This window comes from Prevotella sp. MGM2, from assembly GCF_002933955.1.
GTDB lineage: Bacteria > Bacteroidota > Bacteroidia > Bacteroidales > Bacteroidaceae > Alloprevotella.
Genome location: NZ_BEWW01000267.1, coordinates 1 through 17,449 on the forward strand (window position 1 = coordinate 1; position 17,449 = coordinate 17,449).

Consider the following 17,449-nt stretch of genomic DNA (forward strand, 5'->3'; position numbering starts at 1 on the left):
AAAAGAAAGTAAAACTCTGACGGCCTGCAAAAGCGCCCGTTTTTTCAGGAAAGATTAAACAGCTACACAAACTTAGTTTCGCATGAAAGTATTGAAATTCGGCGGTTCGTCCGTAGGGACAGCCCGAAGTTTGACCAATGTCAAGCAAATAGTAGAAGCCACCGACCGGCCCGTTATCGTAGTCGTGTCGGCGCTGGGGGGAGTGACGGACCGCCTCATCGCAGTGTCGCAGTTGGCTGCGCGCGGCGAAACGGATTATCGTGAGGAGGTGGAAAATCTCCGTCTGCGTCATGAACAGCTCATAGCCGATGTCATCGCCCCTGAGCGCAGGCCGCATTTGATCGGACAGACAGAAGCCCTCTTCGAGGAATTGCGCAGCATCCTCCACGGCGTGTCACTCATCCAGGACCTCACCCGTAAAACAGCCGATGCTATCGTGGCTTATGGTGAACGGCTCTCATCGCTCATTTGTGCCGCACTTATTGAAGGCGCCCGCCACCATGATTCGCGAAACTTCATTAAAACCATCGTGCAAGGGGACAAACATTTGGTGGACTTTGATGCCACTAACGCTTTGGTGCGTGAAACCTTTGCCGAAGAAATCCCGGTGGCTGTGGTGGGAGGATTCATATCGTCTGACCTTGAAAACGGCGTCACAACCAATCTCGGTCGCGGCGGATCGGATTACACCGCAGCCATTATAGCGGCAGCTCTCAAAGCCGAAGCGCTTGAAATATGGACTGATGTAGATGGCTTCCTGACGGCTGATCCCCGCGTCATTCCTTCAGCTTATACAATTCCACAACTTTCTTACGGCGAAGCCATGGAACTGTGTAATTTCGGTGCCAAGGTGGTTTATCCGCCGACTATATTCCCCGTATGTGCTGAGAATATTCCCATTTACGTCAAAAACACCTTTAACCCTTCCGCCAGCGGCAGCGTTATCCGGCGCGATGTAGAAGCTTCTTCGCGTCCAATCAGAGGCATTTCTTCCGTCAACGAAATGAGCATGGTTACTGTGAGCGGTCTCTCAATGGTGGGGGTAATCGGCGTGAACCGCCGTATATTCACAACCCTTGCCGACGGTGGCATCAGCGTTTTCATGGTAGCCCAAACCGCCTCCGAAACGAGTACGTCCATTTGTATGACCCCATCCGATGCCTTGAAGGCATGCCGGCTGCTTGACGGAGAGTTTCGTCGCGAAATAGCCGACGGGGCAATGAATCCCACACAGATAACCGAAGGATTGGCAACTGTTGCGGCCGTAGGGCAGCAGATGCAGCGTTCACCCGGCATAGCCGGAAAACTATTCAGCGTATTGGGACGCAACGGAATCAGCATCTGTGCCGTTGCGCTTGGTGCGCCGGAAATGAACCTCTCCTTTGTGGTAGAGCGCAACCAGTTGGGCAAAACGCTCAATGTGCTTCACAACAGTTTCTTTCTGAGCGATTATCAGGAACTCAATCTCTTCGTTTGCGGTACAGGCACAGTAGGAGGAAGTCTGTTGCGTCAGCTCGCCACACAGCGGGAGAGGCTCATGCGGGAGCATGGCCTGAAAGTAAATCTGGTGGGAGTGTGCGGCAGCAGCCGTGCGGCGTATAACCGCGACGGTATTGACATAGATCTTTATCGCGAAGCCATGGCAACAGGCAGTGAAGGAGGAGTGGAGCGAATGGTAGCCGAAATCCTCGATATGAATATTTCCAATTCCGTATTCGTAGATTGTACGGCCGGTGCCAAGGTCGCTGAACATTATCATACGCTGCTGTCGCATAACGTGTCAGTTGTAGCCGCCAATAAAATAGCCGCATCTTCGGCTTATGACAACTATCTGCGTCTTAAGCATACTGCCCGCGAACGGGGAGTAAAGTTTCTTTTTGAAACAAATGTCGGCGCCGGCCTCCCCGTAATTAATACCATTGGCGACCTTACGGATTCAGGCGACAAAATACTTCGCATCGAGGCAGTGTTGAGTGGGACGCTTAATTTCGTATTCAACACCCTTTCTGAAGAGATTACACTCAGCCGTGCCGTACATAAGGCACAGGAAATGGGCTATAGCGAACCCGATCCACGCATTGATCTTTCAGGGCAGGACGTTATACGTAAACTGACCATACTTGTGCGTGAAAGCGGCTACCGTCTTGAAACTTCTGACGTAGAGAGCCGCCTGTTTATCCCATCTGCATTATTTGATGGATCGCTGGATGATTTCTGGAAAGGTTTGCCAGCGCTTGATGCTGGCTTCGAAAAAGAACATCATCGTTTGGCCGCCGAACGCAAACGTTGGCGTTTTGTTGCGGAATGGGCTGAAGGCAAGGCTTCCGTAGGTTTGCGTGAAATACCTGAGGGGCACCCCTTCTACGATCTTGAAGGTTCAAATAATATTATAGCTCTTACCACCGAACGTTATCGTGAATATCCTATGCTTATACAGGGATATGGCGCGGGAGCTGATGTGACCGCCGCCGGTGTATTTGCCGATATAATGCGTGTAGCCAACATCTAAATCATAAGTAAGTTTTTACCAATATTTATTTTCTGGTAAGATTATTGTGCCTTTGCAACGAAAGAAGCGGGACTCTCTGAAAAAGAAAGTCCCGCTTTGGCATTGCAAAGATACAATGGATGCTATTGGGAGAAATACTACTTATTCTGCGAAGGTACGGAATATCATACGGAGGGTTTATGGTTTTTCCCGGCATTGCGGAGCATGGAGAGGGCACCTTCTTCACCTACAACCCAGATGGTGTCGTGGTGAAGAATGCTGTGATTGGCCGTCGGAAAGTCAAGTGTACCATCAGCGGCTTCAAACCCTACCAGCATACAATGGTAACGGTCTCGGAGGCCGCTTTCAGATAGTGTCCGGTTACAAAGCGGTGAATGTTCATCTATGATAATCCGTCGTAACATGAGATGATGGCGCAAATCATCTGGGGTGAGCGGCGTTACTTCTGTCGCCATACGTTCTGCCAGTTTTTCCAGACTGTGGTCATCTCCGATAGCCTCTATCCGGTCGCCGGGAAAGAGTCGTGTGTTGCCGTCGGGTATGTTGATACGGTGCTGTCCGCGCACTATGGCAGCTATCATTACCCCATCGTTGTGTCCGAAGTTCAGTTGACGCAATGTCTGTCCGCCCCAATCGGAATTTTCGGGCAGTTCGAGTTGTGCCAAATGGACGTTGTGACTCAGCAGGCGGCCTGCATAGGCCGGACCGCCGGATTTTTTCTTGCGGGCTACGACTTCTCGTGAGCGCAAATTCTGCAGGAAGGTACGTTCCAGACGTATACTCACCATCTTTACCTGCCGTGAGATCACCATCAGGGCTACGGTCAGGACGGCCGCGAGCACATGTACCGGCAAGCGCCATGGCGAGGGCAGAGGCGAAAGGAAATTGATAACGTACCAGACGGCGGCTGTGGCAATGCCGTAGCGTATGCCGAAAGTCAGCCATAATCCCAGGCGGTTGGCCATGCTGCAATGGCGTAGCGTTTTCCATTCTTCTGAGTGGTTTTTACGCATGACGATGGCGCGCAGAAAGGGAGATACGACCAAAAGTGTGAGAATGCCGCAGACGATGTTGCCTGTCCAATGCCCCATGGTGCCACGGCAAAAGGGCAGCAAGGCACTGAGGGCTATAATGATGGCGGCTCCGCTCAGTGTGGCGTAAGCCGCCACCTGGCTGATAAGATCGCGCAGCAGGGAGTGCCAGAGCTTTGTGTCGGCAGGAGGGCGTGCTTCAAGCCGTCCCCGTCCGTCGAGCCGTTGTCTCACCGTTGCGGGAATAAGCAGCGAAAGTTTTCCGTATGCCGGCACAGCGGCGCGTATCATATAAGGAGTAAGGAAGGTCGTGATGATTGAGACTGCCACTACCACAGGATAGAGGAAACTGCTGGTAACTCCCAGGGAAATGCCCAGTGAGGCTATGATGAAAGCAAATTCGCCTATTTGTGCCAGTGAAAAACCGCATTGCATAGCCACCTTGAGCGGATGGCCTGATATAAGGAAACTGCTGGTACCTAGCAGAACTTGCCCGAGCAGGATGGCAAGAGTGATGATGCAGATTGGAAACCAGTACTCTACGAGCACGGCCGGATTGACCAGCATGCCTACCGATACAAAGAAAATGGCGCCGAAGAGATCCTTTACGGGAGCCACTATGCGCTCAATGTTTTCGGCCTCAACCGTTTCGGCCAAAATACTGCCCATCATGAAGGCGCCGAAAGCCGAGCTGTATCCGGCGTGGGCTGCGGTGACCACCAACACAAAGCAAAGCCCAACCGAGACAATCAGGAGCGTTTCGCGGTTGAGCCATTTGGCACTACGGCGCAAGAAAGTGGGAACTACATACACCCCAACGATAAACCATAGAATCAGGAAGAAACCTAGTTTCAGCAGACTGCCGGCCAAAGCCAGACCTTCGAAATGACGTGATACGGCCATGGCTGAAAGCACCACCATAAGGAGGATACCAAGAATATCTTCCAGAATAAGTACGCTGAGCACTTCGCCGGTAAATTTCTGGCGCCGCAGTCCCAGGTCGTCGAACGCTTTGTAGATAATGGTGGTGGATGACATGGCCAGCATGCCGCCGAGGAACAGACTGTCCATGCTTGACCATCCGAAGAGATGCCCGACGCCGCTGCCCACACTTATCATGCAGAACATGACGGTGCTTGCCGCTATGACTGGTTTCGACCCCATTTTCACGATTTTCTTAAAAGAAAATTCCAGACCGAGGGTGAACATGAGGAATATGACGCCGATGTCGGCCCAGGTCTGCACGCTGCCTGTGTCGGCCACAGTCGGAGTGTAGGGCATGTGTGGCCCTGACAGAAATCCGGCTACGATGTAGCCCAGGACGAGCGGTTGGCCGAGGCGTTTGAAGATAATGGTAACTATGCCGGCCGAAATTAGTATCAGGGCGAGGTCGGACATGAGGGCAGGCAGATGAGACATAGTGCGTGAAAGTGAGGAAGGACGAGGTATTAAAAAAAACGGCGGGTAAACAAGCGCTTGCCGCAGAAACCGGCCGGTCAGCTTATTTACCCGTCTGTAGGTTATTGGGGTTATTGATATTTTTCGGCAGTCAGGGCGCAGATGTTCACCACAACTTCGCAGGCCTTCATGAGCGAAGGTATCGGCAGGAACTCATGCGGCCCGTGAAAATTGAGTCCGCCGGCAAAAATATTGGGACAGGGCAGGCCTTTGAAAGATAGCTGTGCGCCGTCGGTGCCGCCGCGGATAGCCCGCACGGCGGGAGTGACGCCCGCACGGCGGATGGCTTCGTTGGCGATGTCGATGATGTGCATAACAGGTTCCACCTGCTGGCGCATATTGTAATACTGGTCGCTGAGGCTGACCTTGACGGTTCCTTCGCCGTATTTTACGTTCATCCATTCGCCGGCCTTGATGATGAAAGCTTTCCGCTCTTCGAATTTCCGGCGGTCGTGGTCGCGGATAATGTAAGTCAGCGAAGTCCGCTCCACGTTGCCTTCGATATTAAGCAAGTGGTAGAATCCTTCGTATTCCACAGTGGCTTCAGGAGTCTCGGTGGTGGGGAGCAGGGCGGCAAATTCCGTTGCTACACGGGCTGCGTTCACCATTTTGTTTTTGGCATAGCCGGGGTGTACGCTCACGCCGGTCACTTCCACTTTAGCCGCAGCGGCGTTGAAGTTCTCAAACTCCAGTTCACCCAATTCGCCGCCGTCCATCGTATAAGCCCATTGGCATCCGAATTTCTCCACATCGAATTTGTGTGCGCCCAGCCCTATTTCCTCGTCGGGGTTAAAGGCTACGCGTATCTTGCCGTGCTTTATTTCCGGATGCTCCATGAGGTAAACCATAGCCTGTATGATTTCTGCTATTCCCGCCTTGTCGTCTGCGCCGAGGAGGGTGTGTCCGTCTGTCACTATGAGGTCTTCGCCCACGTGAGCGAGCAGTTCCGGAAACTTTGCCGGCGATGTGACAATACCGGCCTCGGCATCGAGCACAATGTCGCCGCCGTCATAGTTCTCCACTATGCGCGGTTTCACGCCGGCCCCCGAACAGTCGGGGCTGGTGTCCATGTGGGCTATGAAGCCGATGACGGGCACTGCCGCGTCAGTGTTGGCCGGCAGTGTGGCATAAAGGTAACCGTTGCCGTCGAGTTCAACCTCCTGCAAACCGATAGCAGTCAGTTCCTCGCGCAGATATTCGGCCAGTTTCAACTGCTTGTCTGTACTGGGAGTTTTGCCGGCATCTTCGGATGACTGTGTGTCGAATGCCGTGTACTTCAGGAATCTTTCTACAATATTCATGATATGTTTTTTTTCGTTCTGATAATGTTCTTTGATAAGGTACCTGCAAATATAAGTTTTTTTGCAGGTACAGGCAAGAATTACAAAGTGATTTTACACTCTTCCGACAGTATCGTTTCAGAGGGACGGCCAAAAGAAAATCATGAAACGGCTGCCGCCGGTTACCGGTTTCGGCCTTCTACGGCTTTTTAACATAATTTGCTTTTGGCCCGAAAATGTATTATCTTTGCAATAGCGAAGCGGGATATTCTCACGGAATACCCCGCTTTTTGCGTGAATTCGGGCATAAATACGGCAGTTTTTTGCTGTATTTATCATTCAAAAAGCATTACTTGCAATTAAAATTCCCCGTATTCGAGTTCAAATTCCGATACGGACTTTTTACCTGACATTATTTACAACCTATGTTTTAACACTCCAAAGCGTTACGGAAGGTTAAATATGTTAAACCGGGAATTGCCATCCGGGAGATTACTTCAAAGGTTTTTCCATTAACAAAACGAGACAGCGAAACACATACGGTGGAAGGGACACTACAACCGGTTCCAGCATCTCCTACAGACACTGACTGAGAAAACAGGCCGATGACGATAAAAAAGACATCCAATGGTTTTCTTTTTCATTTATTTTTAAAAAATAAGTTTTTTATTTTCCACGATTCCATTTTTTTGACCATATTTGCAAATGGTAAGAACAGCACTGACGAACTGCTATCAAAAAAGGAAACACCATGAAAAATCTCGTCAGACCAACCACCATGTTTTGTATCTGTCAGCCTCAGCCCATATCCTGCCTGAGCAGTAAAGTAGCGGATCCTTTCATATTCCCGGCATCCGGCTGTTTAGTTGTCCTCTACCCAATAATATCATCGCATTCATTTATCTAACAAACCTATCTCAGTATGAACAAAAACAGTTACTTAGCTTCTGTGCTACTGGCCGGCAGCCTGTTTTTCGGAAGCCTTTCCGTGCAGGCGCAGGACCGCACCATTAAGTTAACTACCCAGAAACCGGCAGGCGAGGCAGTCACCTTGCTGGTCAACTACACCTACAAGGGAGTAACCGTGGATTGGGGCGACGGCCAGCCCGTAGTCTACAACACCGGCAAAGAGCCTATCCGCGAAATTACCGGCACCGTGAAAGGCTCCACCATAACCATTACCGGCGACGGCAACTGGAACATGCTGTCGTGTGCCGACTGCGGCCTGACGGATATCGACCTCACCGGAGCACGCGACTTTGCCTCGCTCTATTGCCAGAACAACCAGCTCACCACGCTCGACATCAAGGGCATGAAGGAACTGACGGACCTTGACTGCTCCAACAACCAGATTGCACGGTTCTCTTTTTCGGGAGCCACTGCAACCAGCGAAATTCCCAAACTGGAGAACCTCAACATCTCCAACAACCAGTTTACAGGAACATTCAACTATCCCCTGCCCTCACTGAAAACACTGAACATCTCCAACAACCAGTTTACTGGCGCCTTGCTCACGAGCAACACCGGACTGGTATCGCTACAATGCGAGGGCAACAAACTGGGCGGACTGGCCGTAGACAAGGCGCCTAATCTCACGGCGCTCGTGTGCAGCAACAATAACATAGCCAATCTCCTCCTGAGCAAAACCGCCACGGAAATACGTCAGCTGGTGGCCGACAATAACAGGATATCCGTCACTCTCGACTTGTCTGCCTACAGCAACCTTGCCGACCTTTCTGTCAGCAATAACGTTATTACCAAGCTCTATCTGCCTGAAAACAAACTCCGTTCGCTTAACCTTTCCAACAACAAACTGACGTTTAACGTTCTGCCGGTATATGCCTACAGGCCGAAATATCTGACTTTCATGCCGCAGGAGAAACTCGACATCTCCAAGTTTGAAAACGTGAAAACCGTTAACGGTCAGCCGACCATGACTGTTGTTACGTGGGAAAACCGCGGAAAGAACACGCTCGACCTTTCTCCCTACATTAAAATAGCAGTGAAGCCCAACGGCACCGGCGGCACCAACGACGGCATCATTGAGTGGTTTGAACTCACAGAGGACAATAAGGAAATACCGCTCGTCAAATACGTCAACTCCACACAAACGCCCAACGATTATTTCGTTAACAGCAACAAGTTCAACTTCTTTACCCCTCATGAAAGAGTCTTTGCACGCATACGTCCCAACAACATATACGGCGACACAGACCACTTCATTGAAACAACCTGTATCGCCATAATGGCAGACCCCACCACAGGCATCGGCAACATTGCCGGCACAGACAACGGCCTCAGCATCAGCAGCACCAGAGGAAACCTCACCATGAGCGCCCCATCGGCCATGGCGGTACGCGTGATTTCGGCCGACGGCAAGACTGTATGGAACGGCACAGTTAGTTCTGCCGTCACCATCACCCTCCCCGGCGGTATCTACATCGTCAACGGCAAAAAGGTCGTACTGTAAAACACACCGACACATTACAAAAGAAGTTTTTCAAGACATATTTATAAAAACAAAATGAACAGAATACAAACCTCATTTATAGTGGCAGGATTCGCCGTTATGTCCCTGTTCTCAGGCAATACCGCCGGCGCACAAACCAACCTGCCCGACGGCGCCACACCAATGATCGTCGCGCCTCATCAACTGCCGGTGGGCTACATGGAACGTACCATCTGCTACGACATAACCGCCAACATCCCCTATGAGGTCAGCTCCGACCAGGCATGGGCCACTGTCCGCAAAGGCACCGACGGTACGATCTACGTACACCTCACGCAGAATTACAACTCCTCCGACCGCACTGCCGTCATCTCACTCACCAACAGCGAAATGGGAGTGACCCAAACCATCAATATTGTGCAGCAGCGCGACAACTCCGCCACGACAATTCCTACTGACCCGCATATCACACCGCAAAGCGCTACGGCCAACACGGAAAACAGCACAGCCGAAGGCATTGCCAAAACGATTGACGGCAACACTTCTACTTTCTGGCACTCCAAATGGAGCGGCACGAAGTTTGAAGTCTCAGAAAACAATCCCGCCGTCATTACCTATAAATTCCGGGTGGCCGCAGCGGATTCCATCGACTACATCAATTACATTCCTCGTCAGGACTCGCAAAACGGCGCATTCGGAAAGGTGGAAATGTACATGCGGCTGATTGGAGAAACGGACACAAAACTTTATGGCACTTACGACTGGGGACAAACACAAACCGCCAAGACCATCACTTTTGAAAAGTCCGTCAAACCAGCGGAAATTACCTTTAAAATTTATTCCGGCTATGGCGGTTGGGCCTGCTGTGCTGAAATGGAGTTCGTTCAGAAAACGCCCGTACACAGTGATTTCGGCATTTTTGAAGACGAACTTTACACGAAGCTCAAAGACGGCGTTACCCTTGGCGATATAGAGAGCATGACCAATCCCTTTGCCAAAAGTCTGGCCATGAACATCTTCAACGGCCAGTACGACATGAACTACCGTGTGGCTAAATTCCCATGCAAGCTCTCTGTACAAACTCTGGCCGCGCGCTGGAAAACTCCAGGCAAATACTACGACCAGACTGAAGGCGTTACGGGCATTTCCTTCGGCCCCGGCACTCACGCCGTCATCGTCAAAGGACTTCCCGAAGGCAAGAATGCCACGCTCAAACTCGTTTCATGGTATAACGGCATCGTAGGCGGCAATTTCGACGGCGGTAATCCTCAGGAGAAGTCCTATCCGCTCTCCAACGGTATGAATATCATCAAATTCGATCCTGAAAAGGATTTCACCTATCTCAACAAAGGCAATGGCGGAAAATACTTGCGCGATTATGACGCATTAGGCTACATCTCCTATGAAGACAGCGAAAACCCTGCTGCCTATAACGACATTGAAATACACTTCGTCAACGGAGAAGTGAACGGCTACCTCTCTCTCGACAAAACCAACGATGAGATGCATGAGATTACCGCTAATGCCAAAAACTACTGTATGGACGTATTCGGCAGGAAAGCCCATCAGGTATGGACATCGCAAGGCCTTCACGACTACTGCCGAGCCATTGACGGCTCCATCGGCTATCGTCAGTACATGAACATCATCGACTCTCTCGTACAATGGGAACACGATCTGCTTGGTTTCACCAAGTACAACATGCAACCCGACAACCGCACCTTCGCTTACGTCAACTTCACCTATTATATGTTCCAGGGCGGCCGCGGCGTTTCTTTCCATCAGGATCAGGAGTCACGCGTGCTGAATTGCGAAAAAATGGCCAATAGAGACGATGATGCCATTTGGGGCTTGAGCCATGAATGGGGACATCAACATCAGATGCACCCCTACTTCTGCTGGAAAGGCATGGCTGAAGTGACAAACAACATGAACGCCTACTACAACATCATGCGTATGGGCTACCGCACTTCTGACAAAATCAATCAGTGGGTGCCTGCACGCAAACACTTCATACAAGACAATCTCAGCGGTGTAGACCTTACCAGCAACCAACGCCGGGCAGCCTGGCTCCGCCGCAGCAACATGTCCTGGAACACCGATTATAATGCCCTGCTTGCTGAAATGGAAGACAGCATCATTACCACTCAGGCCGACAATGTACTAAGAGGCGTGGGCATCACCGAAGTAGGTGTCGGCGAAACTCTGTGTCCTTACATCATGCTTTACGTTTACTTTACCCGTGACAAGGGTATGACCGACTTCGGCCCCGACATGTACGAAGCCCTTCGCCGTACAGAGAAAGAAGGAGGCTCTGACCTTGAAAAACAAAGCGGCATCGACAAATACGAGCTTGTGGCTATGGCACAAAACAACAATACCAATAATGCCATTGACCAGCTCAATGAAAAATTCGCCGCTTCTGTCTGGACAAAATATATCACCAAGGAACATTGCGGAACCTGGGATAACAATATGCCCTATATCCTCAATTATATCCGCAAGGTAAGCCGTCTGACGGGTTATAACCTCTTCCCTTATTTCGAAAAATGGGGTTTCCTGCGCAACACGGCACTTTACATCGGTGACTATGGTGACGGTTGGCAAATATTCACCAAAGCAGCCTATGATGAGTTCAAAGCCGACATGGATGCCCTCGTAACTTCCGGCGAGCTGAAAGAAATGCCTGAAGGTATGGTTGAAGAAATATCCAACGCAGCAAACTACTTCCAGGCCAAACCTTCATTTCCTAACTGATATGGTTTGACCGGTGGGAACACTTGGTTAATCAACAAAAACAGCGTGGCTATCCCAAAGATAGCCACGCTGTTTCATATCCAGTTCACACGAACACCCTCACATATTCCCCTGGCCTTCACATTTCAATCATGCTCAAAATTCTATTATTAGTCTTTCTATAGCACATTTTTGCCTTTGGAGAGAATACTATATCTCTATAAACTGACAAATCGTTTTTAAAGTAGTTCCAACGCTATTTCCGCCCCAAAATCCGTACCGGATTTCAATTCCAAGTAATCGCGCTAAAAGTCTGAAGGTTAATTCATACACTTCAATACATGGTAAAACATCATCTTCAAACGAGTATCCCTGCAAAGGATCCAAATTATAATATGGATTCCTTTGCAGGGATTATTAATGATGTATTCTCCGACAACAATTCTGTCAGGACCTCAATGCTTCTTATTTCTTAGGCGTACGCTCAAGGGTTGTAAGCACAAATCGCCAATATTTTTCTACACTAGGCACATAACAGCGTTCATTAGGCGTATGGGGAGAACGGAGCGTAGGACCAAAACTTACCATGTCCATACCGGGCTTATGGGCACCAATGACACCGCATTCCAAACCGGCATGAATAACCTGTACGCGATTTTCCGTACCAAACAGTTCACGATAAACATTCTTCATGAGTTCCACAATTTCGCTTTGAGGATTAGGCTGCCAGGCTGGGTAATCGCCACTCAACTCTACTTTCATTCCTGCCATGGCAAATGTGCTTTCAATCGTTTCGGCCAGACATTGACGCATAGAATCACGTGAAGAACGGATGAGTATTTTGAACATAACCTGCCCGCCACCTATTTCAACGATAGCCAGATTAGAGGAAGTTTCGACAATGGAAGGTACTTCGGGAATAAAACGGAATACACCGTTGTGACAAGCGCAGAGAGCATTGACCAGATTGTCCTGCAATTCTGCAGGAACGATTTGTGTGGGGCGCTCCACATCTGTACAGACAAGGGCCAGAGCATTCTCCACGGTACCATACTCATCCGTAAAGGTCTGCCGCCATTCCTCCACAGCTTCTTTAAGTGCCGGCACATTTTCTTTCGGGAGAGTAAGCACCACTTCGGCCTCACGAGGAATGGCATTGCGCATGTTGCCGCCCTTCCATTCAGCCAAACAGGCTTCAAAGTTGGCAATAGCATCTTGCACAAGGCGTGCCATCATCTTGTTGGCATTGCCGCGGCCCTCGTTAATTTCAAGTCCCGAATGGCCGCCAAGTAATCCTGACAGTTTCACGCTTACAGCCGCATCATCGGCATCGGCTTCCACTTCCTTATATTCAAGCGTGGCAGTAAGGTTCACTCCACCGGCCGAACCTACAATCATTTCTCCCTCAGTTTCATTGTCAAGATTAAGGAGTATCTCTCCCTTAATGGTATCGGCGGTCATGTGGTTCACGCCATACATGGTTGTCTCCTCATCTGCCGTTATAAACCCTTCAAGAGGACCATGTCTGAGACTGTTGTCTTCCATAATAGCCATGATGGTGGCTACGGCCATACCGTCATCGGCACCGAGAGTGGTACCGCGAGCACGTACCCAGTCACCGTCTATGTAAGTTTCTATAGGATCTTTCTCAAAATCGTGGCAGGAATCGGCCGCTTTCTGCGGTACCATGTCCATGTGGCCCTGAAGAGTCACGATTTTACAATCTTCCATGCCCGGCGTGGCTGCTTTATACATCAGGATGTTGCCAGCGTCATCCTTGCGGGCCTCTATGCCTTTCTCGGCAGCCCAGTCGAGGAGGAATTTCTGTATCTTTTCCAAATGTCCCGACGGGCGTGGCACTTGTGTGAGAAGATAAAAGTTTTTCCAGATAGCCTGCGGCTGCAAATCTTTAATTTCGCTCATGGTATATACGTTTTAGAAATTATGTTTGTTATTTATTTGTGTTGTTTGCGATACGAGAGGTCCACCCAGGCAAATGCTCCGAGCAACACGACCTCAAAAGTTTGTATGGTGTGCACCACAAGAGCGAACATAATGGCCGGCGCCTCAGCCACCCCGTAGAGCACCAGCATTGTTTTTACTGCAAAATGCCATGGGCCGGCGCCATTAGGTGTCGGCACCAATACGGCAAAAGTGCCGATGCAGAATATGAGAAATGCCTGTGCGGGACCGATGGTTGAGGTAAAATCAAAGCAGAAGAAAGCCGTATAGAAATGAAGGAAATAACATCCCCAAACAGCCAGTGAGAAGAATATATAAAGCGGAAAGTTATTCACTCCACGCAGCGATGTGATGCCTGCCCACAAATTACGCACGGCATTCTTTCCTCTGGAGAAAATAGAAAATCGCCGGAAAGCGAAAAAAACCGATAAGACGACAGCCACTATGCAGACTGCCGCAACGATATATCCTGTGCCGGTGTAGCGAACAAAGGAACTGCCGAAATCTGTTCCCGTCTGTTTGAGAAAATGCAGAACATCAGCCAACTGCGACAGAAAGGCACACGCCGTAAGCAACAGTATGACCAAGCAATCAATGAACCGTTCCGTCACCACCGTCCCCAAAGCTTTGGCAAAAGGCACACCGTCATATTTTTTCAGAGTGCCACACCGCGCCACCTCCCCTATACGGGGTATAAACAGGCTCGAAGCATAGGACAGGAATATGGCATTCTCACACACCCTGCGCCGAGGATGTTCCCCCAGCGGGGCCAATGCAAGTTTCCAACGCCAGGCACGCACCTGCTGGGCAAGAACGCCGAAAACTAAAGAAAGGGCCATCCACCACCAGTTCATACGATGGACAACATAATCGGTAAAGTCATTCCAATTCGTATCGCGATACATCCACCAAAGGATACAAATGCCGAGGACGAAAGGCAATGCGGCTTTAAAAATATGCTTTATGATAGTTCCCAAAATAAGTACTTTACGCTGTTTTTTAGTATTTTTGCAAATCAGTAACATCTTGCACAACGCCTGACGCATTGAAATATGCCCGTCAAAGGTAGTGCAAACTGCGGAATTTGCCAAATTAATTGCTGGGTTTGTTAAATGAACACGACCTGCGGCTCTCTGCAAACCAGCAATACACACAAAAAACATCATCACTTATGCTGAAAAACGTACGTCCGAAGAAATTTCTGGGGCAACATTTCCTGAAAGATCAAAACACGGCCAAAGCCATTGCTGACACTATTGATGCCTGTGCCGGTCTGCCCGTTCTGGAAGTAGGCCCCGGCATGGGAGTACTCACACAATACCTCCTTCCTAAGAGACGCGAAATGAAAGTTGTCGAAATAGACTTTGAAAGTGTGGCTTACCTGCGCGAAAAATACCCACAGTTGGAAAACAATATCATAGAGGATGATTTCCTGAAAATGCACCTTGAAAATACTTTCGATGGCCAGCCTTTCGTCCTCACAGGCAACTATCCCTATAACATCAGCAGCCAGATTTTTTTCAAAATGCTGGACTACCGCCACCTCATTCCGTGTTGCACTGGAATGATACAGAAAGAAGTGGCCGAGCGGATGGCTGCACGTCCGGGCAGCAAAGCCTACGGCATCCTGAGTGTATTACTCCAACTGTGGTACGACGTAGAATATCTGTTTACCGTCGAACCCGGCGTTTTCAATCCGCCCCCAAAAGTAAAAAGCGCCGTGGTACGCCTCACACGCAATGCCATAAACGATGCGGGATGTGATGAACACCTTTTGCGCCGCGTGGTAAAAACCACCTTCAACCAGAGGCGAAAAATGATGCGCGGATCGCTCAAACCGCTCTTTGCCCAACTCAACTCAGAGACCGGACAGCATTCAGACCATACGGCATTTCTGTCGCAACAATTACTGACGCGCCGGCCGGAACAACTCAGTGTACAAGACTTTGTAGACCTGACAAATGCCATCAGCAAAGAAATGAAACTGGCAGCAGACAAACAATGAGCAGCCTATCGCCTTCATATTTTAGAGTGACCAAGATAAGATTATCGTCATAAATAATAAGTGTCTTGCCATTTCAAGTATCATTCATGAAGACCTTTGGAGGCGCTTTTCTTCACCCCCAATTAATAACGAGCAACAAAAGCATCAGGCAATGTCCTTTCTACTATCCGGTCAATGTCTTTATTCTGAAAGAAGGTGAAATGGCACCACTTTCCGTCTTTGTTTTGACACTTCTCCATTCCTGATAGCTGAAGAAATAAAACGCAATTATGACATAATTATCTGGCCTTTGAATTATTGAACAATGCTGCGGAAAGGCTTGTGGTATAATGGTTTAAACTGTTCTTAAGATTCAGAAAACAGTTGCAGATGTTTAATGAGGAATGCCGTAAAGAGATAAGGCTGTTTACAAGAACTATGAGTTTTGTAAACAGCCTTGAAATATCATGACTGCGGGTTACTTTAAGTATCGCACTTAGAGTGGCAAGGTATTTTACCTTTCATGAATAAATTACCAATTATCATTTTCGTTACCAACAAGACCGTTCTTAATGCATTCCTCTATTTTATCCATTACGACGTTGGAATAGGCATGTGCCATAATAAGAGATTTGCTGGATGTTTTTTTATGTTTGTCTTTTTCAGCAAAAGGAAAGCATTTGTCGAGTACCCATTTCTCATCCTGACGTTGCGCACTATAATTGGGCGTTCCTCCTAATACCGACATCCAGCCTCCCCCGACAATCAGAGTTGCAGAGTAATAAGGAATTGTATAGGTGACGCGTACCTTTTCATCTTTAATATCGCATTTGATGATAGGGGTAATGCTTACCGCGTATGAATTAGCTCCTCCTATGTGTTGTGCGATATTGTCAACATAACCTTTAGCGATAATGGTACCTGTTTCTTTTTCGTTTAGTTTAATGACAGATTTTGCGTCATTAAATGTTGAGGTGAACCAATAATTCAAAAGAACATATAGCTGTTCTTTATCTTTTCCTGAGGCTTCCATGACTTGTACGTAGGTAATGGCATTGTTCTTGTCAAGGGTAAGTTGCGTTCCTAATTTTTTTGCTGCATCAATCCATTTTTCACCGTATTTTTCTTTAGCATATTTTTCAAGTTCCTCTGCACGAAGTATTTGAGCATTGGCAGTAATAAGTAAAGAGCAGAAGATAGCTAATAATAGCACTGTTTTTTTCATAATTAATTTTGTTTTATTATTTATACAGAATATCTCCACAACTCCTTGGAACAATTGTTCTTGTCTCTGTTCTATGACATACAATAAAGGCGTGGAGTTGACTGCTTTATCTCTTACTTGCAGGTTCTGGAATACCTTGTAAACGAAATACAATCAAGCCCACACCTTTTGGTGCGGGCGTTCATACTTCAGTTCCTCGTTTACAGTAGAATTTTCCAGATTCGCAAGTAAAAAGAACAAAAGCTAACGCTCTTATCTTATATGTCTATGGAATTGTTAAAGGGTTACTTCATAGGCTTTTGTTTTATGAGATGAATATGCAATAATATATATATAAAGGTGGTTCATCGTACCATGCTGAGAATATTGGCTAGTCCTTCCGCTGCTTGTTTGAGGGGTTTTGATACCATGCCTTTCATAAAGAAATTCACTTCGGCTCCCACTGTTATGCGCATTTTGGTTTCAGCTTCACCGTGTGGCAGGAGTTGTATCCATACGTAAAGAGGAAGAGGAGATCCTTCACTCTGGAACTTGATATATTTGGGAGCTTCGCGTTCCACAATTCGAAGGGTAATGGCTCCCATTGGCGTGGAAAGGTTGAGACTGTCGGCATCAAAAGTCATACTTTGGGCATACTTTTTCATTTCCTCCACTTTATCTGCAGGGACTTGTGAAGCCAAACGACTGATTACTTCTGGATCGTTGAGACGTTCTTTCAGACCTTCAAGATTGCGCAAATCGGCATAGCGGTCATAGACGGTTTCGATGGGTTGTGACAAATATTTTATCTCGCTTTCGAATTTACTGAGTGACAT

10 protein-coding genes are annotated in these 17,449 nt (G+C 48.5%); 4 read left to right on the top strand and 6 right to left on the bottom strand.

Annotated features, from left to right (window positions below; translation table 11 throughout):
- The first annotated feature begins 82 nt into the window (after positions 1 to 82).
- Positions 83 to 2,509 carry a bifunctional aspartate kinase/homoserine dehydrogenase I gene (gene thrA / locus C5S62_RS06785; protein ID WP_104404638.1) on the top strand — a complete coding sequence of 809 codons (2,427 nt, stop codon included), beginning with the start codon at positions 83 to 85 and terminating at the stop codon, positions 2,507 to 2,509.
- A 164-nt stretch (positions 2,510 to 2,673) separates the two neighbouring features.
- On the opposite strand, the gene C5S62_RS06790 is transcribed toward thrA, so the two are convergent.
- Positions 2,674 to 4,959, bottom strand: coding sequence for a cation:proton antiporter (locus tag C5S62_RS06790; protein WP_104404639.1), 2,286 nt, complete (start codon positions 4,957 to 4,959; stop codon positions 2,674 to 2,676).
- 110 nt (positions 4,960 to 5,069) lie between these two features.
- On the bottom strand, positions 5,070 to 6,299 hold the full coding sequence (pepT, locus tag C5S62_RS06795) for a peptidase T (RefSeq protein ID WP_104404640.1): 1,230 nt from the start codon (positions 6,297 to 6,299) through the stop codon (positions 5,070 to 5,072).
- Positions 6,300 to 7,200: 901 nt separating this feature from the next.
- Between pepT and C5S62_RS06805 the strand changes: the two genes are divergently transcribed.
- Complete coding sequence (locus C5S62_RS06805; protein ID WP_104404642.1) at positions 7,201 to 8,748, top strand: leucine-rich repeat domain-containing protein; 1,548 nt, start codon at positions 7,201 to 7,203, stop codon at positions 8,746 to 8,748.
- Between the two features lie 54 nt (positions 8,749 to 8,802).
- Complete coding sequence (locus tag C5S62_RS06810; protein WP_104404643.1) at positions 8,803 to 11,484, top strand: M60 family metallopeptidase; 2,682 nt, start codon at positions 8,803 to 8,805, stop codon at positions 11,482 to 11,484.
- Positions 11,485 to 11,928: 444 nt separating this feature from the next.
- On the opposite strand, the gene C5S62_RS06815 is transcribed toward C5S62_RS06810, so the two are convergent.
- Both C5S62_RS06815 and C5S62_RS06820 read right to left on the bottom strand, forming a co-directional pair.
- Entirely contained in the window at positions 11,929 to 13,386 is a 1,458-nt protein-coding gene (locus C5S62_RS06815) for an aminoacyl-histidine dipeptidase (RefSeq protein WP_104404644.1), read from the bottom strand.
- A gap of 32 nt (positions 13,387 to 13,418) precedes the next feature.
- Positions 13,419 to 14,516, bottom strand: a complete 1,098-nt coding sequence (locus C5S62_RS06820; RefSeq protein WP_223301173.1) for a lysylphosphatidylglycerol synthase transmembrane domain-containing protein — start codon at positions 14,514 to 14,516, stop codon at positions 13,419 to 13,421.
- A gap of 83 nt (positions 14,517 to 14,599) precedes the next feature.
- Here C5S62_RS06820 and rsmA point away from each other — a divergent pair, with 83 nt between their 5' ends.
- Complete coding sequence (rsmA, locus tag C5S62_RS06825) at positions 14,600 to 15,430, top strand: 16S rRNA (adenine(1518)-N(6)/adenine(1519)-N(6))-dimethyltransferase RsmA (RefSeq protein ID WP_104404657.1); 831 nt, start codon at positions 14,600 to 14,602, stop codon at positions 15,428 to 15,430.
- 511 nt (positions 15,431 to 15,941) lie between these two features.
- Here rsmA and C5S62_RS06830 read toward each other — a convergent pair.
- Both C5S62_RS06830 and C5S62_RS06835 read right to left on the bottom strand, forming a co-directional pair.
- On the bottom strand, positions 15,942 to 16,634 hold the full coding sequence (locus tag C5S62_RS06830; protein WP_104404646.1) for a DUF4468 domain-containing protein: 693 nt from the start codon (positions 16,632 to 16,634) through the stop codon (positions 15,942 to 15,944).
- Positions 16,635 to 16,978: 344 nt separating this feature from the next.
- Positions 16,979 to 17,449: a hypothetical protein gene (locus tag C5S62_RS06835; RefSeq protein ID WP_104404647.1), complete on the bottom strand. Its 471-nt coding sequence runs from the start codon at positions 17,447 to 17,449 to the stop codon at positions 16,979 to 16,981.